General features: G+C 68.9%; 22 protein-coding genes and 2 pseudogenes. 10 read left to right on the top strand and 14 right to left on the bottom strand.

The features are described 5' to 3' along the window. Window positions 1-150 precede the first annotated feature (150 nt). Window positions 151-1,848, top strand: coding sequence for a phosphoethanolamine transferase (locus AC0GNR_RS07960; protein ID WP_472900426.1), 1,698 nt, complete (start codon window positions 151-153; stop codon window positions 1,846-1,848). Here the strand turns inward: AC0GNR_RS07960 and AC0GNR_RS07955 are convergent. The 3 genes from AC0GNR_RS07955 to AC0GNR_RS07945 are packed head-to-tail and all read right to left on the bottom strand — an operon-like array spanning window position 1,823 to window position 4,267. Beyond that, window positions 1,823-3,235 carry an ATP-binding protein gene (locus tag AC0GNR_RS07955; RefSeq protein ID WP_472900425.1) on the bottom strand — a complete coding sequence of 471 codons (1,413 nt, stop codon included), beginning with the start codon at window positions 3,233-3,235 and terminating at the stop codon, window positions 1,823-1,825. The genes AC0GNR_RS07960 and AC0GNR_RS07955 overlap by 26 nt on opposite strands. 9 nt (window positions 3,236-3,244) lie before the next feature. Next, the gene (locus AC0GNR_RS07950) at window positions 3,245-3,919 is read right to left on the bottom strand and encodes a response regulator transcription factor (protein WP_472900424.1); all 675 of its coding nucleotides are present in this window, start codon (window positions 3,917-3,919) and stop codon (window positions 3,245-3,247) included. A gap of 12 nt (window positions 3,920-3,931) precedes the next feature. Further along, complete coding sequence (locus AC0GNR_RS07945; protein WP_472900423.1) at window positions 3,932-4,267, bottom strand: PepSY domain-containing protein; 336 nt, start codon at window positions 4,265-4,267, stop codon at window positions 3,932-3,934. A 137-nt stretch (window positions 4,268-4,404) separates the two neighbouring features. Between AC0GNR_RS07945 and AC0GNR_RS07940 the strand changes: the two genes are divergently transcribed. The 6 genes and pseudogenes from AC0GNR_RS07940 (at window position 4,405) to AC0GNR_RS07915 (ending at window position 8,211) form a co-directional block, all read left to right on the top strand. Continuing rightward, window positions 4,405-4,809: a DUF1924 domain-containing protein gene (locus AC0GNR_RS07940; protein WP_472900422.1), complete on the top strand. Its 405-nt coding sequence runs from the start codon at window positions 4,405-4,407 to the stop codon at window positions 4,807-4,809. Between the two features lie 37 nt (window positions 4,810-4,846). Then, window positions 4,847-5,362 carry a diheme cytochrome c gene (locus AC0GNR_RS07935; protein ID WP_472900421.1) on the top strand — a complete coding sequence of 172 codons (516 nt, stop codon included), beginning with the start codon at window positions 4,847-4,849 and terminating at the stop codon, window positions 5,360-5,362. Between the two features lie 27 nt (window positions 5,363-5,389). Continuing rightward, window positions 5,390-6,172 carry a cytochrome b/b6 domain-containing protein gene (locus tag AC0GNR_RS07930; RefSeq protein WP_472900420.1) on the top strand — a complete coding sequence of 261 codons (783 nt, stop codon included), beginning with the start codon at window positions 5,390-5,392 and terminating at the stop codon, window positions 6,170-6,172. A 155-nt stretch (window positions 6,173-6,327) separates the two neighbouring features. After that, window positions 6,328-6,702 carry a PepSY domain-containing protein gene (locus AC0GNR_RS07925; protein WP_472900419.1) on the top strand — a complete coding sequence of 125 codons (375 nt, stop codon included), beginning with the start codon at window positions 6,328-6,330 and terminating at the stop codon, window positions 6,700-6,702. Between the two features lie 71 nt (window positions 6,703-6,773). Further along, window positions 6,774-6,923, top strand: a pseudogene (locus tag AC0GNR_RS07920) (rubredoxin); the annotation flags it as partial. A 94-nt stretch (window positions 6,924-7,017) separates the two neighbouring features. Continuing rightward, window positions 7,018-8,211, top strand: coding sequence for a phosphoglycerate kinase (locus AC0GNR_RS07915; protein ID WP_472900418.1), 1,194 nt, complete (start codon window positions 7,018-7,020; stop codon window positions 8,209-8,211). 67 nt (window positions 8,212-8,278) lie between these two features. Here AC0GNR_RS07915 and AC0GNR_RS07910 read toward each other — a convergent pair whose 3' ends face one another. From AC0GNR_RS07910 to AC0GNR_RS07865, 10 genes and pseudogenes are all read right to left on the bottom strand, one after another. After that, entirely contained in the window at window positions 8,279-8,956 is a 678-nt protein-coding gene (locus AC0GNR_RS07910) for a tetratricopeptide repeat protein (protein WP_472900417.1), read from the bottom strand. Then, entirely contained in the window at window positions 8,953-9,795 is an 843-nt protein-coding gene (locus tag AC0GNR_RS07905; RefSeq protein WP_472900416.1) for an SDR family oxidoreductase, read from the bottom strand. Before AC0GNR_RS07905 ends, AC0GNR_RS07910 begins: the two co-directional genes overlap by 4 nt. Then, window positions 9,792-10,490: a TenA family transcriptional regulator gene (locus AC0GNR_RS07900; RefSeq protein ID WP_472900415.1), complete on the bottom strand. Its 699-nt coding sequence runs from the start codon at window positions 10,488-10,490 to the stop codon at window positions 9,792-9,794. Before AC0GNR_RS07900 ends, AC0GNR_RS07905 begins: the two co-directional genes overlap by 4 nt. A gap of 15 nt (window positions 10,491-10,505) precedes the next feature. Continuing rightward, window positions 10,506-11,975, bottom strand: a complete 1,470-nt coding sequence (locus tag AC0GNR_RS07895; protein WP_472900414.1) for an AMP-binding protein — start codon at window positions 11,973-11,975, stop codon at window positions 10,506-10,508. Continuing rightward, the gene (locus AC0GNR_RS07890; RefSeq protein ID WP_472900413.1) at window positions 11,972-12,637 is read right to left on the bottom strand and encodes a thermostable hemolysin; all 666 of its coding nucleotides are present in this window, start codon (window positions 12,635-12,637) and stop codon (window positions 11,972-11,974) included. Before AC0GNR_RS07890 ends, AC0GNR_RS07895 begins: the two co-directional genes overlap by 4 nt. A 168-nt stretch (window positions 12,638-12,805) precedes the next feature. Continuing rightward, window positions 12,806-13,201, bottom strand: coding sequence for a YbaN family protein (locus AC0GNR_RS07885; protein WP_472900412.1), 396 nt, complete (start codon window positions 13,199-13,201; stop codon window positions 12,806-12,808). After that, complete coding sequence (locus AC0GNR_RS07880) at window positions 13,198-13,605, bottom strand: SirB2 family protein (protein ID WP_305334928.1); 408 nt, start codon at window positions 13,603-13,605, stop codon at window positions 13,198-13,200. Before AC0GNR_RS07880 ends, AC0GNR_RS07885 begins: the two co-directional genes overlap by 4 nt. An 82-nt stretch (window positions 13,606-13,687) precedes the next feature. Beyond that, on the bottom strand, window positions 13,688-13,927 hold the full coding sequence (locus AC0GNR_RS07875; protein ID WP_305334927.1) for a hypothetical protein: 240 nt from the start codon (window positions 13,925-13,927) through the stop codon (window positions 13,688-13,690). Between the two features lie 26 nt (window positions 13,928-13,953). Beyond that, a complete protein-coding gene (locus tag AC0GNR_RS07870) occupies window positions 13,954-15,057 on the bottom strand; it encodes an alkene reductase (RefSeq protein WP_305334926.1) in 1,104 nt (367 codons plus the stop codon). A gap of 238 nt (window positions 15,058-15,295) precedes the next feature. Next, a pseudogene (locus AC0GNR_RS07865) lies at window positions 15,296-16,591 on the bottom strand (acyl-CoA dehydrogenase family protein). 198 nt (window positions 16,592-16,789) lie between these two features. Between AC0GNR_RS07865 and AC0GNR_RS07860 the strand changes: the two are divergent. Genes AC0GNR_RS07860 through AC0GNR_RS07850 form a run of 3 tightly spaced genes read left to right on the top strand, consistent with a single transcriptional unit; the run spans window position 16,790 to window position 19,745 of the window. Beyond that, window positions 16,790-18,811, top strand: a complete 2,022-nt coding sequence (locus AC0GNR_RS07860) for a ribonucleoside triphosphate reductase (protein ID WP_472900411.1) — start codon at window positions 16,790-16,792, stop codon at window positions 18,809-18,811. A 36-nt stretch (window positions 18,812-18,847) separates the two neighbouring features. Then, a complete protein-coding gene (gene nrdD / locus AC0GNR_RS07855; RefSeq protein ID WP_472900410.1) occupies window positions 18,848-19,039 on the top strand; it encodes an anaerobic ribonucleoside-triphosphate reductase in 192 nt (63 codons plus the stop codon). After that, window positions 18,996-19,745: an anaerobic ribonucleoside-triphosphate reductase activating protein gene (locus AC0GNR_RS07850; protein ID WP_472900409.1), complete on the top strand. Its 750-nt coding sequence runs from the start codon at window positions 18,996-18,998 to the stop codon at window positions 19,743-19,745. The genes nrdD and AC0GNR_RS07850 overlap by 44 nt, the downstream gene beginning before the upstream one ends. A gap of 21 nt (window positions 19,746-19,766) precedes the next feature. On the opposite strand, the gene AC0GNR_RS07845 is transcribed toward AC0GNR_RS07850, so the two are convergent. Beyond that, complete coding sequence (locus tag AC0GNR_RS07845; RefSeq protein WP_472900408.1) at window positions 19,767-20,966, bottom strand: DUF1513 domain-containing protein; 1,200 nt, start codon at window positions 20,964-20,966, stop codon at window positions 19,767-19,769. Window positions 20,967-21,134 lie beyond the last annotated feature (168 nt).

The raw sequence follows: 21,134 nt of genomic DNA, 5'->3' as shown, positions 1-21,134 counted from the left end.
CACGGTTTGGGTGCGATCAAAAAACGGACCTTAAGGCCGGTTTAACCTGGGTTTTTTAAGCTGGCCGGGCCAGGCTGTTCTGGCCTGCGAGGTGCTGGCGTGTGGTGGTTTTTTTCAGCTTTTTTATCCCGGCTGCCCGGCGCTGGCGGCGTGTTTGGCGTACCCGCGGCCACGGGCCAAACACCCTGGCGCGCCGTGTGGCCGTTGGCACTTTGGCTGGCGGTGGCGGGCAATGTGCCGCTGTGGCAGCGGGTGGTCTCGCTCGGTGGGTCGGCGTGGTCGGCCTGGGTGTTGGTGGGTGGTCTGGGGCTGCTGGTGTGGGGCGCCACGGTGGCCCTGCTCTCGTTGATGGTCTGGTCTCGCGTGTACCGACCAGTGGCTTCGCTGCTGGTGTTGGTGGCGGCTTTCAACACCCACTTCATGCTGCAATACGGCGCCGTGATCGACCCCACCATGCTGGCCAATGTGTTGCAAACCGATGCGCGTGAAGTGAGCGACCTGCTGTCTCCCGCGCTGCTGTTGACGGTGCTGCTGGTGGCCGGTGTGCCGTTGTGGTGGGTTTGGCACCGACCTTTGCGCACGCGCCACTGGCTGGCGCAAACCGGGCGCAACGCAGGCGGTGCGGCGCTGGGCCTGCTGGTGGCCGTTTTGGTGGCGTTGCTGACCTACCAGAGCCTGGCCTCGCTCATGCGCAACCACAAAGACCTGCGCTACATGGTCAACCCGCTCAACAGCGTGTACGCCGCCACACGTCTGGTCGCTGACCAGTTGCCGCGGCAAGTGCAAGCCCTGCAGCCGGTGGGCGAAGACGCGCAGCTTGGAGCGAGCTATGAGCAGCAGGCTCTGCCGCCGCTGCTGGTGCTGGTGGTAGGCGAAACCGCGCGCGCGCAAAACTGGGGTCTCAGCGGTGATGCCCGCGCCACCACGCCCGCGCTGGCGCGCTGGCAAGCCCAGGGCGATCTGGTGAATTTCAGCCAGGTGCGCTCGTGCGGCACGAACACGCAGGTGTCGGTGCCCTGCATGTTTTCGCCACTCACGCGCGCACAAGGCGGTGACAAAACCGGCGTGCACGAGAACCTGCTGGATGTGCTGCAACGCGCCGGCCTGGCGGTGCTGTGGCTCGACAACCAGTCGGGTTGCAAAGGTGTGTGCGCCCGCGTGCCCAGTGCCAGCACGCGCGAGCTGAACCTGCCCGGTCTGTGCGAGGGCGGGGAGTGCTACGACGTCGCGATGCTCGACGGACTGGACGAACGCATCGCCGCGCTCGACCCGCAGCGCCGCGCGCGCGGCGTGGTGCTGGTGATGCACCAAATGGGCAGCCACGGCCCCGCGTATTTCAAGCGCACACCGGCCAGCCGCAAGCCGTTTCAGCCCGAATGCGCCAGCAACACACTCTCGGACTGCGCGCCCGACCAGTTGACCAACGCCTACGACAACACGATCGCCTACACCGACCATTTTCTGGACCAGACCCTGAACTGGCTGCAGCAACGCGCGACCGCTGGCACCAACGACACCGGGCTGATCTACCTGTCGGACCACGGCGAGTCGCTGGGCGAAAACGGCCTGTACCTGCACGGTGTGCCCTACGCTTTTGCGCCGCAGCAGCAAACCCATGTGCCCATGGTGACGTGGATGTCGCCCGGGTTGCAGCAGCGCACGGGGGTGCGTTCGGGTTGTCTGCGCGCGCGGGCCGACCAGGCCTTGTCACACGACCACCTGTTTCATTCCGTGCTGGGTTTGATGGATGTGGCCACCCAGGCTTACCAACCCGCCCTGGATGTGTTTGCGCCTTGCGCTGCGCCGCACCAGGCCGAGGGCTTCACACCGCCGTTGCGGGCAAGCTGAGCTCGGCCCGCAGCCCGCCCAGCGCCGACTTGCCCAGGCTCAGCTGCCCGCCATACAACTGGGCCAGCTCGTCCACGATGGCCAGGCCCAGGCCGGAACCGGGCACGCTTTCGTCCAGCCGCTGGCCCCGCTGCAGCGCGGCGGTGCGGGCCTGCTCGCCAATGCCGGGGCCGTCGTCTTCCACGGACACGTGCAGCCTGTCCGATGCGCCGCTGGCGCTCACGCGCACCGCGCTGCGCGCCCATTTGCAGGCGTTGTCCAGCAGATTGCCCAGCATCTCCTGCAGGTCTTGCGCTTCGCCCGCAAAGGCCAGCGCCTCGGGCAGCTCGGTGCTGTCCATGTCCAGGGCACGCGCCGCATACACCCGTTGCATCACCCGCACCAGGCCCTGTGCCACCGGGGCCACCGGCGTGCGCTGGCCCGGCAGCCGGTGGCTGGCCGCAGCGCGCGAGCGGGCCAGGTGCCAGTCCACCTGGCGGCGGGCGGTGTCCACCTGCTCTTGCACCAGCTGCGCCAGCGGCTGCTCGGGGTGCACTTGCAGCGACTGCGCCGCCGCCTGCCCCAGCACCGCCAGCGGCGTCTTGATGGCATGGGCCAGGTTGCCCGCCTGCGTGCGGGCGCGGGCCACCACCTCGGCGTTGCGGTCGAGCACGCCGTTGAAGTCGTCAATGAGCGGCTGCACCTCGGCGGGGAACGCGCCGCTGAGTCGCGCGTCCTGGCCCTCACGCACCCGGCCCAGCGCGTCTTGCAGCGCACGCAAGGGCGACAACCCCACTGCCACCTGCGCCAGCGCTGCCAGCACCAGCAGCGTGCCCAGCACCAGCAGCGAGGCCGTGAGCACGCCTTTGAAATCGGCCACCGCCCGCAGGCTGTCTTGCGTGTCGGCGGCCACGATCAGGCGCCAGCGCGCTGCGCTGGGTTCCCCCAGGCGCACGGTGCGTTCCAGCATCAGCACCGGCGCGCCCTGTGGGCCTGTGGCTTCGTGCGCATGCACGGCGCCATCGGCCAGCGCATCGGTGCTGAGCGTCAGGCTGCTGTCCCACAGCGAGCGCGAACGCAGCACGCCGCTGCGCGCCTGTCCGTCGGCGCTGACCCGGTCGAGCTGCCAATACAGGCCGGAATACGGTTTTTGCCAACGGGGATCGGACAGCGCACGCGCATCAATGGCGGGCTGGCCGGACGCGTCGATGTCCAGCTGCGCGGTCAGCTGATCCAGTTGCTGCGTCAGCGTGGTCTGAAACTGGCTCAGCACATGGGCCCGAAACAGGCCGCTCAGCACCATGCCCGCCAGCAGCAGCGCCAGCGCCAAACCCGCCAGGGTGGCCACCAGCAAACGCCAACGCAACGAATGGCGCCACGACAGCGCCCAGCGGTCAAACAGGTTCATGCACCAAGCTTAGCTGGGTACACCGCTTGGTGGCGCGAGCCGGTAGCCCATGCCGCGCACGGTTTCAATCAGCTCGGGTGGCAGCTTCTTGCGCAGGCGCCCCACAAACACCTCAATCGTGTTGGAATCGCGGTCGAAGTCCTGCGCGTAGATGTGTTCGGTGAGTTCGGTGCGCGAGACCACGGCGCCAGGCCGGTGCATCAGGTAGTCCAGCACCTTGTGTTCGTGGCTGGTGAGCGCCACTGGCTGGCCGTTCAGCGTGACGCGCCCGCTGCGCGTGTCCAGCGCCAGCGCGCCGCACTGCAGCACCGGTGAGGCCTGCCCGTTGGCGCGGCGGATCAGCGCGCGCAGCCGCGCCAGCAGCTCTTCCATGTGGAAGGGTTTTGTCAGGTAGTCGTCGGCGCCTGCGTCAATGCCAGCCACCTTCTCGCTCCAGTTGTCGCGAGCCGTCAGTATCAACACCGGCAGGGTGCGGCCACTCTGGCGCCAGCGCTTGAGCACGCTCAGGCCGTCCAGCACCGGCAGGCCCAAGTCGAGCACCACGGCGTCAAACGCCTCGGTGTCGCCCAGAAAATGCGCGTCCCGGCCGTTGTCGGCATCGTCCACCGCATAGCCCGCAGCGGCCAGCGCCGTGCGCAACTGCGCGCGCAGCGTGGGTTCGTCTTCAACCAGGAGGATCCGCATGGGGTCAGTCTCTCAGCGCTTGGGGTGGCGGTCTTTGCGCTGGATCAGTTCGGCGGTGCGCGCGTCCAGCTTGAGCTTGACCCGCTGGCCACCCGGCTGCAGCAGCTTGACCTCGTAGATCCAGCGCCCGTCGTCCCGCTCCAGCTCCACCTCCAGCACCTGGCCGGGGTGTTCGCGTTCCAGGCGCTCCAGCACGGTCTTGAGCGGCAGCACCTGGCCGGCCTGCACCGCGTCGCGGGCACGGTCGTGGTCGCTGCTGCCCTGGGCACCCGTCGCGGCCATGGCCGCGGCCAGCACCAGGGCAAATGCAGCGGTGCGGAACGTGAAGGGACGGCTCTCTGGGGGCATGGACGGGATTGTGGTGTCCCGATTCTGAACGCCCGATGAACGCGCGCTTCAGGTGGCGTTCAAGCGCCGCTGGCCACACTGACTCCATCGCCTTCCGAAACCCTGTCCAACCACCCCGTTCACGGAGCCCGACCGCCATGAAACCCACCCTCTCCTCGCTGCTGCTGGCCGCCACCCTGATGGGCAGCGGTCTTGGCATCGCCCAGGCCGCCGACACCACACCCGCCGCCCAGCAAGCGCATTGGAGCGCCCAGGCCGGCAGCCCCGGCAACGCCGCACGCGGCCAAAGCTTCTTCAATGCCAAACACGGCGGCGAATGGTCGTGTGCCTCGTGCCACGGCACGCCCCCCACGAAAGGCGGCAAGCACGCCAACACCGGCAAGGTGATCCCGCCGCTGGCGCCCGCCTTCAACGCCAAGGCCTTCACCGACACAGCGAAGGTCGACAAGTGGTTCAAGCGCAATTGCAACGACGTGCTCAGCCGCGAATGCAGCGCCGTTGAGAAGGCCGATGTGCTGGCCTACCTGAACAGCCTGAAGTGAGCGCCGTCCTTTTCATCTGAATCACCTGGAGCAACCCATGACACTTTCTTCCACCTTCCTCCGCTGCCTGCTGGCCGTGGCCGCCGGGCTGTCCCTGGCCTCTGCCGCCCAGGCCGACAGTGGCCGTGTGCTGCTGCGCAACGTACCCGCTGCCTACACCCAGGAATGCGCGGCCTGCCACACCGGCTATCCGCCGGGCATGCTGCCCGCTCGCTCCTGGCAACGCATCATGACCGGGCTGGACAAGCACTACGGCACCGACGCGTCGCTGGACGCCGCCACCGTGCAGCAGATCAGCGGCTGGCTGCTGGCCAACGCCGGCACCTACAAGCGGGTGGCCGAGGCGCCGCCCGAAGACCGCATCACCCGTTCGGCCTGGTTCGTGCGCGAGCACGACGAGGTGGCGCCATCGGTCTGGAAGCTGGCCAGCGTCAAGAGCGCCGCCAACTGCGCCGCCTGCCACACCGGCGCCGACCAGGGTGACTACAGCGAACGCACCCTGCAGGCCCCGGCCGGGCTTGACGCGCGCCAGCGCCGCGCCTGGAACGACTGACACCCAACCCCTTCAGGAGCCGCCACCATGCAAGCCTCACCCACCCTCGACAGCGCCCCCGGCAACGCCGCTGCACCGGCCGCGTCCAGCGCGTCCGCCCCCCGCCGCCTCGTCACCGATGCGCCCACGCGCATGTTCCACGGGCTGTTCGCCCTGAGCTTTCTGGGCGCCTACCTCACCGCGGACGGCGAACACTTCCGCCTGCTGCACGTCACGCTGGGCTACACCATGGCCGGGCTGCTGGTTTTTCGCGTGCTGTACGGCCTGTTCGGCCCGCGTCAGGCCGGACTGGGCCTGCTGTGGCGCAAGCTCACCGGTCTGCCGGCCTGGCTGCGCTCGGTGCGCAGCGCTCCATCGCTGTCGGCCATCAACTGGCGGCAGGCGCAGAACCTGCTCATGGCGCTGGCCGTGTTCGCCCTTCTGGTCATGGTGGTACCGCTCACGCTCAGCGGATACGGCACCTACAACGACTGGGGCGACGTGCTGGGCGGCGACTGGCTGGAGGAGGTGCACGAGTTCTTTGGCGAAGCCTTCCTGTTCGTGGTGCTCGCCCACCTGGCGCTGATCGCGGGGCTGAGCCTGCTGCGCCGCAAGAACCAGGCGGCGCCCATGTGGAACGGCCGGGTCGATGGTCCCGGGCCGGATCTGGTGCAAAACAACCGCGTCTGGCTGGCCGCGCTGCTGTTGATCGCGGTGCTGGCCTACGGCGCCTGGGAGTGGCAGCAGTCGCCCAACGGGCTGGTATCAACCCAATCGCTCAGCGGTATGGCCACGGGCGACGGTGAAGACCGCGACCGCGACGACGATTGACGACCTCGCCGCCAAGGTCAGGACCGGTTTCGGGGTGGCGTCTGTCGCTTCCATGAACGCCAGCTGAACGGCCTGTTCAGGTCGAATTCAGCACCACTTTTCAACAATGCCCACACGGTCGATTTCAACCGTGTTTCTTCAAAAAGGTCTTCATCATGCGCACGTCTCAAATCCTTTCTTCTCTGGTGGTGGCTTCGGTTCTCGCGACCGGTGTTGCAACGCTTCTGCCCGCCGTGGCACAAACCTCGCAGCCGCCTGCCGCGGCCGTGGACGCAGCGCCAAAAGGCAAACCGCTGACGATCGCCCAAGTCCTGGACAAACTGGAAGCTGCCGGCTATCGCAACATCCAGAAGGTCGAAGCCCAGCGCAACGGGTTCGAGGTCTATGCCACGAACCGCGAAGGCCAGCGCGTGGAACTCGATGTGGACAGCATCACCGGGCAGGTGAAGCGCTCCAAGGCGAAGGACCAGGACGACAAAGACCGCAGCAACAAGGGCTCCAGGAGCGAGACCGGCACCGGTCCGCGCTGACCGCGTTGCGGACCCGCAGCGCCTGGCCCTGGCCGATGAATGAAAAGGAAAACGACATGAACTGTTATCTCTGCGTGGTCTGCGGACTGGTGTACGACGAAGCGGCGGGCTGGCCTGAAGAAGGCATTGCGCCCGGTACCCGCTGGGCCGATGTGCCGGCCGGGTGGCGTTGTCCGGAGTGCGGCGTGGGCAAGGCCGACTTCGTGATGGTCCCGGCCTGACGGCGCCTGTCGGGCGGTTTCCTACAATCAGGGGGTTCGATCCCGGCGGCTCGCGCCAGCCGGGTTTGCCTTCCACCGCCCAACCGGACCCGCCATGTCATTCATCCGCTTCTCCGACCTCTGTGCCCAGGGCAAAGCCCGTGGCCAACGCGTCTTCATCCGCGCCGACCTGAACGTGCCGCAGAACGACGCGGGCGAGATCACCGAAGACACCCGCATCCGAGCCAGCATCCCCGCCATCCAGATGGCGCTGGACGCCGGCGCAGCCGTGATGGTGACCAGCCACCTGGGGCGGCCGGTCGAAGGCGAGTTCAAGCCCGAAGACTCGCTCGCCCCGGTGGCCGCCCGCATGGGCCAGCTCATGGGCCGCAGCATCCGCGTGGTCGCCAACTGGGTGGAAGGCGATTTTTCCGTCGCGCCCGGTGAGGTGGTGATGCTGGAGAACTGCCGCCTGAATGTGGGCGAGAAAAAGAACAAGCCCGAACTCGCGGCCAAGCTCGGCAAGCTCTGCGACATCTTCGTGCACGACGCCTTCGGCACCGCGCACCGCGCCGAAGGCACGACCTACGGCATCGCCGAGACCGCGCCGATCGCCTGCGCCGGCCCGCTGCTGGCGGCCGAGATGGACGCGATTTCCAAGGCGCTGGCCAACCCGAAACGCCCGCTGATCGCCATCGTCGCCGGCAGCAAGGTCAGCACCAAGCTGACCATCCTGCAGGCGCTGGCCAAGAACGTCGATGGTCTGATCGTCGGCGGTGGCATCGCCAACACCTTCATGCTCGCCGCGGGCCTGAAGATCGGCAAGAGCCTGGCCGAACCCGATCTGCTGGGCGAAGCCACGGCGGTGATCGCGGCGATGAAAGCGCGCGGCGCCGAGGTACCGATCCCCGAGGACGTGGTCTGCGCCAAGGCCTTCAGCGCCGACGCCGTGGCCACGGTCAAAGCCGCCACCGAGGTGGCCGACGACGACCTGATCCTGGACATCGGCCCCAAGACCGCCGCGAAGCTGGCCGAACAGCTCAAGAAGGCCGGGACGATCGTCTGGAACGGCCCGGTGGGCGTGTTCGAGTTCGCGGCGTTCGAGAACGGCACCAAGGTCATTGCCCAGGCCATCGCCGAGAGCAGCGCCTTCAGCATCGCGGGCGGTGGCGACACGCTGGCCGCCATTGCCAAGTACGGCATCGAAAAGGACGTGGGCTACATCTCCACCGGCGGCGGCGCTTTTCTGGAAGTGCTGGAGGGCAAGACGCTGCCGGCGTTCGAAATCCTGGCCCGGCGCGCGGGCTGATCCAGCTGGGCGAAAAAAAGGGCGGCCAACTGGCCGCCCTTTTTTCATGGTCCCACGCGATCCGTCTTCAGGACGTCTTGGCCTTTTGCAGCAGCGCGCGAGCCTCTTCGCGTCGGCCCTGGTCGGCCAGGGCGCGGCCGGGTCGGTCGGGTGCGGCCAGGGCTTTCTGCAGGAGCGCGGTGGCCTCGGGCGCCTGGCCGTTCTCCAACAGAAATTCGGCGTAGAAGAAGTTCGGGTCGATGCCCTGCGGATTGATCGTCAGTGCTTTTTGCAGCAGCTCGGCGGCCTTCTTCTTGTCTCCAAAACCGATCGGCCAGCCCGGCACCTTGTAGTACAGCACGCCCAGGCTGTTGTAGGCTGAACCGTCCAGAGCCTTGCCGTCGATCTGGATCGCCTGCTCGTACAGAGACTTGGCCTGCTTGACCAGCGGCAGCGCGCCCAGGCCGCCTTTTTCGCCCGCCCACGAGCTGACGATGATGCCTTCCCAGATCAGCGTTTCGGCCTTGCCGGCGTGGGCCTTGCTCAGGGCGCTGGCGCGCGCGGCCAGGGCTTCAAAGCGCTTTTCGCGCTCGGCGGCGGGCGCCTGGTAGCGGATGTTTTCCCAGCCTTGCTGCAATTCCTGCACCGCGTCGTCCACGCCGGCGGCGTGGGCTGGCAGGGTGATGGTCAGGCCCAGGCTGGCGCTGGCCAGCAGGGCGGCGGCGGCGCCGATCCAGCGGCGGCGTTGGAGATGCAAGGTGTTCATGTGGCGTGTCCTTTCAGTGGGGTGATGTCGTTCGGTATCGATGTTGGGGTGGGGGTGGGCAGGCTGTCGCGGTGGCGGCGGAAGCTGCCGTCCAGCCACTGCGGCACCAGGGCGTTCAAGCGCACAGCCAGCTTTTCGGGAAAGCCGAGAAAGCGTTCGGCCGTGCCGTCCTGCAGCAGCCGCAAGATCTCGCTGGCCACCACGTCGGGCGTGTCCTGCGCGGTGCCGGTGGCCTGGTTGTAGTGGCGCACGGCCGGGTCGTTGAAGCCGGTGTCGGTGCTGCGCGGTCCGATGTACTGCACCCGCACCTTCGTGCCCGTGAGTTCTCGGCGCAGCGCCTGCGCAAAACCGTGCAGGCCGAATTTGCTGGCGCTGTAGACGCTGAAACCCGGCAGGCCGATGCTGCCGAGCACCGAGCCCACAAACACCACCTGCGCGGCGGGCAGGCTTTGCAGCCGGGGCAGCAGGGCTTGCGTGAGCAGCATGGGCGCGAGCAGGTTGGTTTGCAGCACGGTGCCGATCGCGTCCGCGTCCTGTGCGTCCAGGCGGCCAAACGCGGGCACGCCGGCGTTGTGGATCACCACGTTGCAGTCCAGCCGCTGGGCTTCGCGGGCCAGCAGGGCGCGGTCATCGGCCCGGTTGATGTCGGCTTGTGTCCAGCGCACGCGGCGGGTGTCCGCGCCGGCCTGCACCAGCTGCTGGGCCTGTTGCTCCAGGCGTTCGGCCGAGCGTCCCACCAGCAGCACGGCCGCGCCGGCGTGCAGCAACGCGCGGGCGGTGGCCTGGCCAATGCCGCCGCTGGCGCCGGTCAGCAGCACCCGGGCTTCGGTGGGCTTCATGCGGGCACTCCCTGGGCGGCCGTGTGTGTGGCGGTGGTGGCCACCTGCGGCAGCGGCAGACCCCGGAACACGTCGGCGTACAAGCGGAAGAACGCGCGCGCCGCGTGCACGATGGCGGCCTGGTCCTGGGGGGCTTCGATGCGCTCCATCAGCATCGCGAAATGGGCCGTGTGTTCCTGGTCCAGCGTGCCGTGCGAGCGCAGGTAGCTGAACGCGGCATCGGGCAGGCCCAGCCCGCTCTGGATGCGGTCGGCCGCCATCAGCGCCAGCGCCACGCTGGTGCCTTCGAGCACATGCACCATGCCAAAAAAGCCCAGCGGGTTGCCGCGCGCGATGGTGTCGTAGGCGTAGGCCACCATCACCTCGGTGGCGTGGCTGGGGCGGCCGTGGCGCACCGACTCGGCGTCCACACCGCAGGCGCGCAGGTCGTCCAGGATCCACTCGTCATGACCCTGTTCTTCTTCCACGTATTCGTCCATCGCGTCGTACAACCACACGTGGTGCGCCGGCAGTGCGGCCTTGCAGGCCTTGAGCAGCGGCACCGTGTGTTTGACGTGGTGGTAGGCCTCGGTGAGGAAGGCGATGTAGCTGGGCAGCGAAACCTGGCCTTGCAGCGCGCCCTGGATGATGGGCACGCTCAGCAGGCCAGCGCGGGCGGCCTCGGTTTGTTGCAGCAGTTGGGTGTGGAAGCTCATGGGTTCTCCTGAAAATCAAGTGGCGGCGGGGGCCGGGCTGTCGCTCGTCAGGGCGTTCAGCGCATCGGCGTGGTGGTCAAAAATGGCGGGGCGCTGCGGCCGCCCATTGGCGGTGGCCAGGCCGGTGGCGGGGCTGAATTCGGCCCGTGCGCGCACCCAGTGGCCCAGGCGGGCGTAGTCGGGCAGCGTGGCGTTGGTGGCTTGCACGGCGGCGTGCAGTTGCGCGTCGGTGGTGTCGGGTCGCAGCGGCCAGAGCACGGCGCTTAGCGCGGGCTGCGCCTCGCCAAACACCACCGCCTGGGCAATGGCCGGGTCGCTGCGCAGCGCGGTTTCCACCCATTCGGGCGACACGTTGCGGCCGTAGGCGGTGATCAGCACATGGCGCAGACGGCCGCGCACCCACAGGTAGCCGTCGGCGTCCAGCTCGCCCACGTCGCCAGTGGCCCACTCGGCTGGCGCGGGTGTGGCGCTGCCCAGGTAGCCGCTCATCAGGCTGCCGGCCACGTGGATCTGGCCGTGTGCGTCCACGCGCAGCCGGGTGTGTGGCAGGGCGCGGCCGGCGCTGCCGGGCCGGTCGGCGCCGGGCAGGTTGAGCGTCTGCACCGAAGCGCCTTCGGACAGGCCGTAGCCCTCATAAGCCGGAATGCCCACCGCCCGCGCGCTGCGCATGAGCCGCTCGCCCACCGCCGCCCCACCCACGGCGACCATGCGCAGGCTGGCCGGTGCGCGCTGGCCGGTGGCCGCCAACCAGCCGGCCCAGGCGCGCAGCATTTGCGGCAGCAAGATCAGGCTGTGGGGTGCGTGCTGCACCACGGCGGCGTGGAAGGTGGCGGGATCAAAGCGCGACGAGCCTTGCAGGCCCAGGCTGGCCAGCGGCAGCACCACGCATTCGGCACCGCGTGCCAGCGGCGCCATCACGCCAGCGATGTTTTCCAGCAGCACCGCCAGCGGCAGCGCGCACAGGTGGCGGCGGATGTCCAGCGGTGCCAGCGCCTGCACCAGGCCCTGGGCCACGCGGTCCATGGCGGCCCCGCTCAGGCACACGCCCTTGGGGTTGCCGGTGGTGCCCGACGTGAACGTGATCTTGCGCGTGCCCGGTGGCATGGGCACCGCGCTGCCGGGCAGGCGCAGCAGCACCAGCGCATCCGGCCCGACCGGCAGCGGCATCGCGGGCGCTGTGGGCCAGTGAGCGGCCAGGGCCGGGGTGGCGACCAGTACGTCAGCGCCGCAGGCCTGCAGCGCGTGGCCCATTTGTTCGGGCGTGAAAAACACCGGCAGCGGCACATGCACCAGGCCGGCCTGGGCCAGCGCCCGGTCCAGCAGCACCCAGGCGGCGCCGTTGTCCAGCAGCGTGGCCACGGTGCGCAGGCCTTGGGCGTGTAGGGTGTCGGCGAGCCGGGTGGTGTGTTCGTGCAGTTCGGTGTGGGTCAGCTGAAAGCCGCCCTCGGTGAGGGCGGGGCTTTGCGATGAAAGCGGCGTGTTCATAACGTGGTTTCCCCGGCGCCAGGTTGGCTGGCGCGGCGGCCCATGAGCCGCAGCGCGGCTTGCAGCCGGCCAGCCAGCACCACCGGGCGGTGTTCGTAGTAGCGGCCCCAGGCGCCTAGGTCGTCGCCTACCGCAGCCGGGTCGGCCTGGCCCAGCGCCAGTGGCGTCACACCCAGTCGCACGAACAGGTGGCGCAGTTCCTGGGTCAGGGTGCTCACCACCCATTCGGTCGCGCGGTGGTCGGGCTGCTGCGCCAGGTGCTGACCCAGCAACAAAATCAGGCGACGGCCTTCACCAGCGCGGTCGGCCGCCAGGTGGCCCACTTCCACCACGCCGCGCCGCGCCACTGGCCCACCGTGTTGCGCGCCCAGCAGGGTTTCGATCGGGGCGCTCAGGTAGCGTTCCAGAAACAGCGGGCCGGTGTCTGCAAAGCGGTAACCGGCCGCGGCCACGATGTCGCCGCTGAGCGGGTCATGCAGGCTCACCAGGCAGGGCGCAAACTGCTGCACACAGGCGCCGAAGCGCTGTGCATAGATGCGGGCAATAAAGGCCTGTACCGCGCCGCGTCCGGGGTCGTCTGCACCGTGCACCTGCAATGTCTTCCCGCCGGGGCGGTGCGTGGGGCATTCGGGCGCAGCCTGGCGCAACAAAGAAAGGGTCATGGCAAACGCTCCTGGATCATTGCCCCGTCCTCGCTGGATGGGGGTCTGGAAGCGATGGTGATGACGCTGGCTTAAGAGATCCTTAGGCCGGTTGTTGCGGGGCGGTCGGTGCCTGCGAGGCGAGGGATCGCAGGGGGCCAGGGCGGCCTGGGTCAGCGATTCAGCGGGTCAGCGTTTTCGCGTGGGGATGCGCAGCACCACCCAGGCCCCGACAGCGGCCGTGGCCAGCAACACCAACTGCGCGGCCACGTTGCCGCGAAACCCCCAGAGCGACAAGCTGATCATCACCGCCATCGAGAGCACCGCCACGGTTTTGCTGTGCCGGCTCAGGCTGCGGTCGCGTTCCCAGTCGCGCAGCATCGGGCCCATCCAGCGGTGGTTCAGCATCCAGCGGTGCAGGCGCGGCGAGGCTTTGGCGTAGCAGGCGGCGGCCAGCAGCACAAACGGTGTGGTGGGCAGACCCGGCAACACCACACCCAGCAACCCGAGCGCCAGCGACACGCTGCCGCCCAGCCACAGCAGGCCGCGCACCACACGCAGGCGTTGCCAAGGGTCCGGGTTCACAGACGCCACCAGCCGAGCGGATGCCGTGCCAGCGCCACCGACACCATGAAAGCCAGCACCGTGAGCGCCAGCAGGCCAAAGGCGAGCTTGTGCCCCCGCGTGCGCCCGCGCTTCAGTGCGAACGTGCCCAGCCCGATGTAGACCACCAGCAGGCCCAGTTTGGTGCCCAGCCAGGGCTGGTGCAGCGGGTGCAGATGCAGCAACCACCACAAGGCGATGCCAGCGCTCAGCAGCGCCGTGTCGATCACCACGCTCAGCCGGCGCGACAGGCGCTGCATGGGCCAGCGCAAACCCGCCAGAACGCCCAGCCAGCGCAAGAAAAACAGGCCAGCGCTCAGCGTGACCAGACCGATGTGGGCGTGGAGAAGGCCAGGGTAGAGGGTGCCGAAAAGTGAAGCCTGCATGGGTGGGCGCGGGTCGTGGGGCGGTGGTGTGGCGGCATTGTCCGCCAACCCGCTGATGTGCCCGGTGCACCGGGCGCCCGGTTCAGAGAATCTTCTTGCGCAGCGCAGCGCTGAGCCGCACCACCAACACCACGAGCGCAAAGATGGCCAGGATGAGGGTGGCGGCTTCGTCGTCGTGGAACAGATCCATCGCCACCGTCAACGCAATGCCGATCCCACCGGCCCCCACCAGACCGAGCGCGCCCGCGGGTACGCGCCGCACCTGGGCAACGACGCCTGCCGCTGCGCCATGCCGCTCGCTCTCTGCCGTGGCGGGCCGCACGATGGCCGCCGCAGGGCGGACGCGATTCAGTCGGTGAGGGTCGGGTAGTCGGTGTAGCCTTCAGCGCCGCCACCGTAGAAGGTGTTTTTGTCCGGCGTGTTGAATGGGCCACCGGCCTTCAACCGTGCCACCAGATCCGGGTTGGCGATGTAGGCCTTGCCAAAAGCCACCAGGTCGGCACCGTCGGCCAACGCCTGCTCGGCCAGCGGCAGGTCGTAGCCGTTGTTCACCATCCAGGCACCTTGGCCACCCGCTGCGCGGTAGGCGGATTTCAGTGCCGCGTAGTCGAAGGGGCGCTCGGGCAGTTCGCGCGGGCCGCCGGTGGCGCCTTCGATGATGTGCACATAGGCCAGGTGATGCGGAGCCAGTTTGCGGACCACGTACTCGAACAGCGGCTGCGGATCGGCGTCCACCACGTCGTTGGCCGGCGTCACCGGCGAGAGGCGGATGCCGGTGCGTGCGCCGCCGATGGCGTCCGTGACGGCGGCCACCACTTCGAGCAGCAGGCGTGCGCGGTTGGTGATGCTGCCGCCGTAGTCGTCGGTGCGCTGGTTGCTGCCGGTTTTCAGGAACTGGTCGATCAGGTAGCCGTTGGCGGCGTGGATCTCCACCCCGTCGAAGCCGGCGGTGATGGCGTTCATCGCGGCGTGGCGGTAGTCCTGCACGATGCCGGGGATTTCTTCGGCGTCGAGCGCGCGCGGCTCGGAGGTGTCGACGAAGGTCGGCACGCCGTCCTTGATCAGCACGGTCTTGGTGTGGGCGCGGATGGCCGAGGGCGCAACCGGCTTCTGGAAGTGGGGCTGCAGGTCGGTGTGCGAGACGCGGCCCACATGCCAGAGCTGGGTGACGATTTTGCCGCCAGCGGCGTGCACCGCTTTCGTCACGCGCTTCCAGCCATCGAGCTGCTCGGTGCCATACAGGCCGGGCACGTCGGCGTAGCCCTGGCCTTGCTGGGTGATGGCGGTGGCTTCGGTGATCAGCAGGCCGGCACTGGCGCGCTGCGCATAGTACTCGGCCATCAGCGGCGTCGGGATGGCGTCGGGCGCGCGGTTGCGGGTGAGCGGCGCCATGACGATGCGGTTGGCGAGGTGCAGGCCGCCGGCTTGTAGGGGGTCGAAAAGGGTGGTCATGGTTCAACAGAAAATGGAAACGAAGGGTACAGCCTACGGCCAAACCGGCGCGCCTGCCAGCAACCGCTGGACAAGGCCCGGGCGCGGGACGGTTTTGTGGCCGCCGCGCTGCACGCCCTGTGCTTCAGGTCTGCCAACGGATGCGTGAAGGCTTTGCAAGAGGTTCGCCTTTCTGTTGGATCGGCTGCCGTCCCGGTCACGAGGTCACGGGTTGACGATCCGCGAAAAGCAGGGGCGGCTAACGAAGGTGCGGCGGTGTGCGCATCTGCTCGGGCGTGGTGAAGTAGGCTGAAGACGCGCCCATGCGCGCGCGTGCCCGCTCCAGTTCGTGGCGCGCCACGCTGCGCAGGTGGACTTCGTCGGGCCCGTCGAGCAGGTGCAGGGCGCGGCCCCAGGTCCAGAACTGCGCCAGCGGCGTGTCGGGCGAGAGGCCCATGGCACCGAAGATCTGCATCGCGCGGTCCACCACGCGGGTCTGCAGGCCCGCGGCCACCACCTTGATCGCGGCCACCTGCGCGCGCAAGGCCGCGGGCTCGGTGCGCTCCGGGTGGTCGAGCAGCCAGGCGCAGCGCAGCACCAGCAGGCGCGCCTGGTCGATCTCGATGCGCGACCGTGCGATCCACTCCTGGACGTTGGCGTAGTCCGCCAGGTATTTGCCGAAGGTCTGGCGCTCCAGCGCGCGTTCGGTGGCGAGTGCCAGCACCAGCTCGCACTGGCCGATGGTGCGCATGCAGTGGTGCACGCGGCCCGGCCCCAGCCGAGCCTGCGCCATCGCAAAGCCTTCGCCCCAGCCGCCGAGCAGGTGGTCGGCCGGCACGCGCACTTGGCGGAACACGATCTCGCCATGCCCCTCGGGCGCGTGGTGGTGCACCACGCTGATGTTGCGCACCACGTCCACGCCCGGCGTGTCCAGCGGCACCAGCACCATGCTGTGCTAGTGGTGCCGGGTCTCGGCCGCGGCGCTGTGATCGGGCGCGTTGCGCGCCATCACGATCAACAGCCTGCAATGCGGGTGCGCCACGCCGGTGATGAACCACTTGCGGCCGTTGAGCACGAGGTCGTCGCCCTCGCGCCGCACCGTGGTCTGCAGGTTGGTCGGGTCCGACGAGGCCACGTCGGGTTCGGACATGGCGAAGGCGGATCGGACCGTTCCATGGAGCAGCGGCGTGAGCCACTGCGTGCGCTGCGCGGATGTGGCGAAGCGGTGCAGCAGCTCCATGTTGCCGGTGTCGGGCGCGCTGCAGTTGAACACCTCGGCCGCCCAGTGCAGTTGGCCCATGGCCTCGGCCAGCGGCGCGTAGTCGAGGTTGCCCAGCCGGGTGCCGGGCTCGTCTTCGCGCAGCCCGGGCAGGAACAGGTTCCACAGCCCTTCCTCGCGCGCCAGGGTCTTCAGGTCTTCGAGGAAGGGTGGCGGGTAGTCCCCCTGCTGCACCGCCTGGTGCCAGGCCGCGTTGTGCGGCAGCAGGTAGGTGTGCATGAAGGTCTCCAGCTGCTGCTGGAGCGCCTGCGCCCGGGGGCTGTGATCGAAGTCCATGCCGGGATTCTTCAGGCTCAGCGCGGTCCTGTCAGAACGCGCGTGACAGCCGCACCCGGTTGACGCAGATCAAGCCGGTGAAAGGCCTGAAACGGCGTTGGAAGCTGCGTCGACCTTGCGTCAAATCAAACTACCTATGGTGTCTGGCGGGTATCTTGAACACCATAGGTAGTGTTTTTGATCCAGGAGGCGAGAGCTATGAAAGATGCGATGGTGGTCAGTCTTCCAAGGGAGGTGATCAAGCGTTCGGGCCTGCGCGAGGCCTTCGATGCCGACAAGATCCGGTCCGCGCTGGCGCGGGCCGGCCAGGCCAGCGGCGAGTTCGACGGCGCCGAAGCCGCGCTGTTGTGTGCCCAGGTGGTCAAGGTGCTGATCCACCGCTTCAAGGGTGCGCCGCCCGGCATCGAGCCGATCCAGGACGTGGTCGAACAGACGCTGATCGCGGCCAACCACCTCCAGACCGCGCGCGCCTACATCGTCTACCGCGAGCAGCACGCCACGCTGCGCGCCGACCAGCAGACGCTGGTGGATGTGGAATCGTCGATCAACGAGTACCTCACGCGCGCCGACTGGCGCGTGAACGCCAACGCCAACCAGGGTTATTCGCTGGGCGGGCTGATCCTGAACGTGGCCGGCAAGGTCACGGCCAACTACTGGCTTTCGCACGTCTACACGCCCGAGATCGGGCAGGCGCACCGCGAGGGCGACCTCCACATCCACGACCTCGACATGCTCAGCGGCTACTGCGCGGGCTGGTCGTTGCGCACCCTGCTCAACGAAGGCCTCAACGGCGTGCCGGGCAAGGTGGAGTCGGGGCCGCCGAAACACATGTCCTCGGCCGTGGGGCAGATCGTGAACTTCCTGGGCACGCTGCAGAACGAGTGGGCCGGCGCGCAGGCCTTCTCGTCGTTCGACACCTACATGGCGCCCTATGTGCGCCAGGACGGCATGGATTACGCGGCCGTGCGCCAGTGCATCCAGGAGCTGATCTACAACCTCAACGTGCCCTCGCGCTGGGGCACGCAGACGCCCTTCACCAACCTCACCTTCGACTGGGTCTGCCCCGACGACCTGCGCGAGCAGGTGCCGGTGATCGCCGGGCAGGAAATGCCGTTCTGCTACGGCGATCTGCAGGCCGAGATGGACCTGATCAACCGCGCCTACATCGAGGTGATGACCGAGGGCGACGCCAAGGGGCGGGTCTTCACCTTCCCCATCCCCACCTACAACATCACGCCCGATTTCCCCTGGGAGAGCGAGAACGCGCGGCGCCTGTTCGACATGACGGCCAAGTACGGCCTGCCGTACTTCCAGAACTTCATCAACTCCGAGCTGCAGCCGAACATGGTGCGCTCCATGTGCTGTCGCCTGCAGCTTGATCTGCGCGAGCTGCTCAAGCGCGGCAACGGCCTGTTCGGCAGCGCCGAGCAGACCGGCAGCCTGGGCGTGGTCACGGTGAACTGCGCGCGCCTGGGGCATGTGCACGCGGGCGACGAGGCCGGCCTGCTGGCCGCGCTCGACCGCCTGCTGGCGTTGGGCCAACAGAGCCTGGAGACCAAGCGCAAGCTGATCCAGCGCCTGATGGACCAGGGCCTGTTCCCGTACACCAAACGCTACCTGGGCACGCTGCGCAACCACTTCAGCACCCTGGGCGTGAACGGCATCAACGAGATGGTGCGCAACTTCACCGGCGACGCGCACGACATCACCACCGACGACGGCCACGCCTTCGCGCTGCGCTTCCTCGACCACGTGCGCGAACGCATCGTGGCCTTCCAGGAGGAGACCGGCCACCTGTACAACCTGGAGGCCACGCCCGCGGAGGGCACCACCTACCGCTTCGCCCGCGAAGACCGCAAGCGCTGGCCCGCGATCCTGCAGGCCGGCACGCCCGAGCAGCCCTACTACACCAACTCTTCGCAGCTGCCCGTGGGCTTCACCGACGACCCGTTCGAGGCGCTGGAGCGCCAGGCCCCGCTGCAGCGCAAGTACACCGGCGGCACCGTGCTGCACCTGTACATGGGTGAACGCCTGACCAGCGGCGAGGCCTGCCGCGCGCTGGTGCAGCGCGCGCTGACGAACTTCCGCCTGCCCTACATCACCGTCACCCCCACCTTCTCCATCTGCCCCACCCACGGCTACCTCGCGGGCGAGCACCCGTTCTGTCCGGTCTGCGACGCTGAGAAGCTGGCCGCCAAACGCCAGCTGCAGGCCGCTTGATGCCCCGTCTTTCAACCACCCCAAAAGGAAACACCCATGAACACATCCACCCCATCGGCCGTCAGGTCAACGGCCGCTGACATGTCCCTGCGCGACGACGAACGCCAGCCCTGCGAGGTCTGGACCCGCGTCATGGGCTACCACCGGCCGGTCAGCAGCTTCAACCGGGGCAAACAGGGCGAACATGCCGAACGCCGATTCTTTGCCGAGCCGGCCGACCGCGCCTGAGGTCGCGGGCACCGCCGCACCACCACCCGCGACCCGTGGTGCGCAGGCGCTGCGCATCGGCGGACTCACGCGGCTGACCGGGGTTGATTTCCCGGGCCGGCTGGCGGCGGTGGTGTTCCTGCAGGGCTGTCCGTGGCGCTGCGTGTACTGCCACAACCCGGGGCTGCTCGACGCCGCGGTTCCGGGGGCCCTGTCGTGGCAGGCGGTGCACGGCTTCCTGCGGCAGCGCCGCGGGCTGCTCGACGGCGTGGTGTTCTCGGGCGGCGAGCCCACGCTGCAGGCGGCGCTGGGCCCGGCCCTGGCCGAGGTGCGCGCGCTCGGTTTTGCCACCGGCCTGCACACCGGCGGCATGTACCCCGAGCGACTGCAGCGGGTGTTGCCGCAGCTGGACTGGGTCGGGCTGGACATCAAGGCGCCGCAACACCGCCACGACCAGGTCACCGGCACACGCGGCGGCGGCGCGCGCGCGGCACGCAGCCTGCGCCTGCTGCAGCACAGCGGGGTGGCGCTGGAGTGCCGCACCACCTGGCACGCCGGCCTGTTCGGGCGGGATGACCTGTTCCGCCTGGCCGACGCGTTGGCCGCGCAGGCGGTGTCGCACTGGGTGCTGCAGACCTGCCGCAGCCCGGGCCTGGCTGCCCCGGTGCTCGACGCGGAGGACCTGGCCGCCCTGGCCGCGCGGTTTGCCCGGTTCGAATGCCGCTGAAGCGCCGCCCTGGCGGGTGGCTCAGCCCAGCACGACCCAGTGGTTGTCGGGCGTCATGGCGCCGGGCCAGGCCAGCATGGCCGGTGGCAGGGCCGGGTGCCAGAAGCCGACCCCGCGGCTCGCGCCCATCAGCACCCCGCCGCTTCCCGGCCAGGGCGCCAGCGCGCAGGGTTCGGTGAGCCGTGCGATGGTGGTCCAGCGGTCCGGTGCGTCGGGGTGCCAGAGCAGGCCTTCGTGGCTGCGCTGGCCGCTCACGATGAAGCCACCACCGGGACCGGGCGCGATGTCGCCCGCGTAGCCATTCCCGGCGATGCCGCGGCTGGCCAGCCGCAGGTCCTGCCCGTCCCAGAGCGCCAGCACGGGCGCGTCGCGGCGCTGGGCGGCCTCGTCGTGTTCGGCCTGCAGCGCGATGCCCAGCAGCGGCGCGCGCGCCGGTGTGCCGTCGCCGGGGCCCACCGGCAGGCCCCAGGCCACATGGCGCAGGCTCAGGCGCGGGTCGCCCAGCCGCCACTGACCCAGCAGCGCGCCGCTCCGCGGCTCCAGCCGCACCAGCGACGGGTCCATGGCCTCCAGCCGGGTTTTCTGGCCGCTGGCGGTGCGCGGAATGCCCCCGTTGACGACCAGCAGCGCCCCGCCAGCGTCCAGTGCCATGTGGTGCGGGTCCAGGCCGTGGCTGGGCCATTGCGCGACCCGTTGCAGCGTGCGGTGGTCGCGCACACCGATCCAGCCACGGCCGTCGCGGGTGTCGGTTTCGGTGGTGTAGAGCCACTGCCCGTCGGCGCTCGCCAGCACGTGGCCACCCAGGGTGCGGTGCGGGGTTTCGGCGTCGATCAGGTGCCGGGTCTGCAGCTCACCCAGTGGGTCGCAGCGCAGCAGCCAGCGGCCGGGCCGGGTGGCGACGGCGAGGAAACCGCCGCCGGGCTCGGGCAGCAGACCGTGGGCACGCCCCTGCACCGGCAGGTGGGCGGCCACGCGCACCTCGCGCGCAGCCCAGTCGAGTTCAAGCACACCCACCTGGTCGCAGTCGCGGCCGCAGTCGGGGGTGTTGCCGTGGCTGCGCCAGGCGGCGGCCAGGCGCACCCGGGATGGCAGGGGTGGGGCCCCGATGATGTCGGAAGGGGCGGTGTCGCTTTGCGCCAGGGTCGGGGCGCTGACGGCGCCCGAGGCCAGCAGCCAGGCGGTGTGGCGCAGCAGGGTGCGGCGGTGCAGGTCGGTGCTCATGGAGGCAGGCAGAAGTGAGGGGAGGGGCCGGACAACAGCGTCCGTGAGCATCTTGGTCATGGGCTCCGGCCGGAACCTTGATGTGGGTCAATTGAATGATATTGATTCTTGTTTAGCATCGCCCTGCATTCAGCCATCGGGCTGTCTCACCACCTTAAGGATCACCAC

The organism is Hydrogenophaga sp. LT287, from assembly GCF_055702805.1.
This window is presented reverse-complemented; position numbering and strand designations above follow the sequence as displayed.

Excerpts from the sequence above, each read along its gene's own strand:
- AC0GNR_RS07860 (WP_472900411.1), top strand. The coding sequence starts at position 16,790 with ATGAAAGATGCGATGGTGGTCAGTCTTCCAAGGGAGGTGATCAAGCGT.
- AC0GNR_RS07925 (WP_472900419.1), top strand. The coding sequence starts at position 6,328 with ATGCGCACGTCTCAAATCCTTTCTTCTCTGGTGGTGGCTTCGGTTCTC.
- AC0GNR_RS07930 (WP_472900420.1), top strand. The coding sequence starts at position 5,390 with ATGCAAGCCTCACCCACCCTCGACAGCGCCCCCGGCAACGCCGCTGCA.
- AC0GNR_RS07910 (WP_472900417.1), bottom strand. The coding sequence starts at position 8,956 with ATGAACACCTTGCATCTCCAACGCCGCCGCTGGATCGGCGCCGCCGCC.
- nrdD (WP_472900410.1), top strand. The coding sequence starts at position 18,848 with ATGAACACATCCACCCCATCGGCCGTCAGGTCAACGGCCGCTGACATG.
- AC0GNR_RS07935 (WP_472900421.1), top strand. The coding sequence starts at position 4,847 with ATGACACTTTCTTCCACCTTCCTCCGCTGCCTGCTGGCCGTGGCCGCC.
- AC0GNR_RS07915 (WP_472900418.1), top strand. The coding sequence starts at position 7,018 with ATGTCATTCATCCGCTTCTCCGACCTCTGTGCCCAGGGCAAAGCCCGT.
- AC0GNR_RS07955 (WP_472900425.1), bottom strand. The coding sequence starts at position 3,235 with ATGAACCTGTTTGACCGCTGGGCGCTGTCGTGGCGCCATTCGTTGCGT.
- AC0GNR_RS07880 (WP_305334928.1), bottom strand. The coding sequence starts at position 13,605 with ATGCAGGCTTCACTTTTCGGCACCCTCTACCCTGGCCTTCTCCACGCC.
- AC0GNR_RS07850 (WP_472900409.1), top strand. The coding sequence starts at position 18,996 with ATGCCGAACGCCGATTCTTTGCCGAGCCGGCCGACCGCGCCTGAGGTC.
- AC0GNR_RS07905 (WP_472900416.1), bottom strand. The coding sequence starts at position 9,795 with ATGAAGCCCACCGAAGCCCGGGTGCTGCTGACCGGCGCCAGCGGCGGC.
- AC0GNR_RS07890 (WP_472900413.1), bottom strand. The coding sequence starts at position 12,637 with ATGACCCTTTCTTTGTTGCGCCAGGCTGCGCCCGAATGCCCCACGCAC.
- AC0GNR_RS07900 (WP_472900415.1), bottom strand. The coding sequence starts at position 10,490 with ATGAGCTTCCACACCCAACTGCTGCAACAAACCGAGGCCGCCCGCGCT.
- AC0GNR_RS07870 (WP_305334926.1), bottom strand. The coding sequence starts at position 15,057 with ATGACCACCCTTTTCGACCCCCTACAAGCCGGCGGCCTGCACCTCGCC.
- AC0GNR_RS07895 (WP_472900414.1), bottom strand. The coding sequence starts at position 11,975 with ATGAACACGCCGCTTTCATCGCAAAGCCCCGCCCTCACCGAGGGCGGC.
- AC0GNR_RS07845 (WP_472900408.1), bottom strand. The coding sequence starts at position 20,966 with ATGAGCACCGACCTGCACCGCCGCACCCTGCTGCGCCACACCGCCTGG.
- AC0GNR_RS07940 (WP_472900422.1), top strand. The coding sequence starts at position 4,405 with ATGAAACCCACCCTCTCCTCGCTGCTGCTGGCCGCCACCCTGATGGGC.
- AC0GNR_RS07950 (WP_472900424.1), bottom strand. The coding sequence starts at position 3,919 with ATGCGGATCCTCCTGGTTGAAGACGAACCCACGCTGCGCGCGCAGTTG.
- AC0GNR_RS07945 (WP_472900423.1), bottom strand. The coding sequence starts at position 4,267 with ATGCCCCCAGAGAGCCGTCCCTTCACGTTCCGCACCGCTGCATTTGCC.